This window comes from Shewanella sp. SM23 (assembly GCF_025654295.1).
GTDB classification, from domain to species: Bacteria; Pseudomonadota; Gammaproteobacteria; order Enterobacterales; family Shewanellaceae; genus Shewanella; species Shewanella oncorhynchi.
On record NZ_JAKKRM010000065.1, the window covers coordinates 1 to 667 of the forward strand.

The following is a 667-nucleotide window of genomic DNA, read 5'->3' on the forward strand; positions in this document are numbered from 1 at the left end:
GTTGAACTAAAACCGTAGCCGCAGATCTGAGCGGCATCGCCTATCAACTTACCCATCAACCGTGTCAAAACCTCGCTATAAAACAACCCACTGGAAGCAATACAACCAAGCCTTAATCAACCGCGGTTCACTTACCTTCTGGATTGATGAGGAGGCAATCGCTAAGTGGAAAGCCAAGGTCGAGCAACCCAAGCAAGGTCGTCCTCGTGTGTTTAGCGACTTAGCCATTACCACTGCGAGCCTTACAGGGCTTCATCAATTCGGTGTTTAAACTGGGTGACATCCCATTATCTTGCCCGCATTACACCTGCATCAGTAAACGCGCGAAAACGGTCAATATTGCTTTTAAAACCAAGACTCGCGGCGCCATTGAGCACTTAGCTATCGACTCGACAGGCTTGAAGATCTATGGCGAAGGTGAGTGGAAAGTGAAGAAACATGGCACAGATGTAAAGCGCCGAGTGTGGCGCAAACTGCATATTGCCGTAGATACACATAGCCATGAAATTATTGCCGCAGAACTCAGTTTATCAGGTGTAACAGACGCAGAAGTGATGCCCAATTTACTTAAGCAAACCCATCGAAAAATCCGCAATATCTCGGGTGATGGTGCTTACGACACAAAAGCCTGTCACGAAGCCGTTCGTCGAAAACGCGCTTTAGTGCT

Annotated in this window: 1 pseudogene; it reads left to right on the forward strand. The window is 47.8% G+C overall.

Features of this window, described 5'->3' with window-relative positions:
* Positions 1–61: 61 nt before the first annotated feature.
* Positions 62–667, forward strand: a pseudogene (locus tag L5L98_RS22305) (IS5 family transposase); the annotation flags it as partial.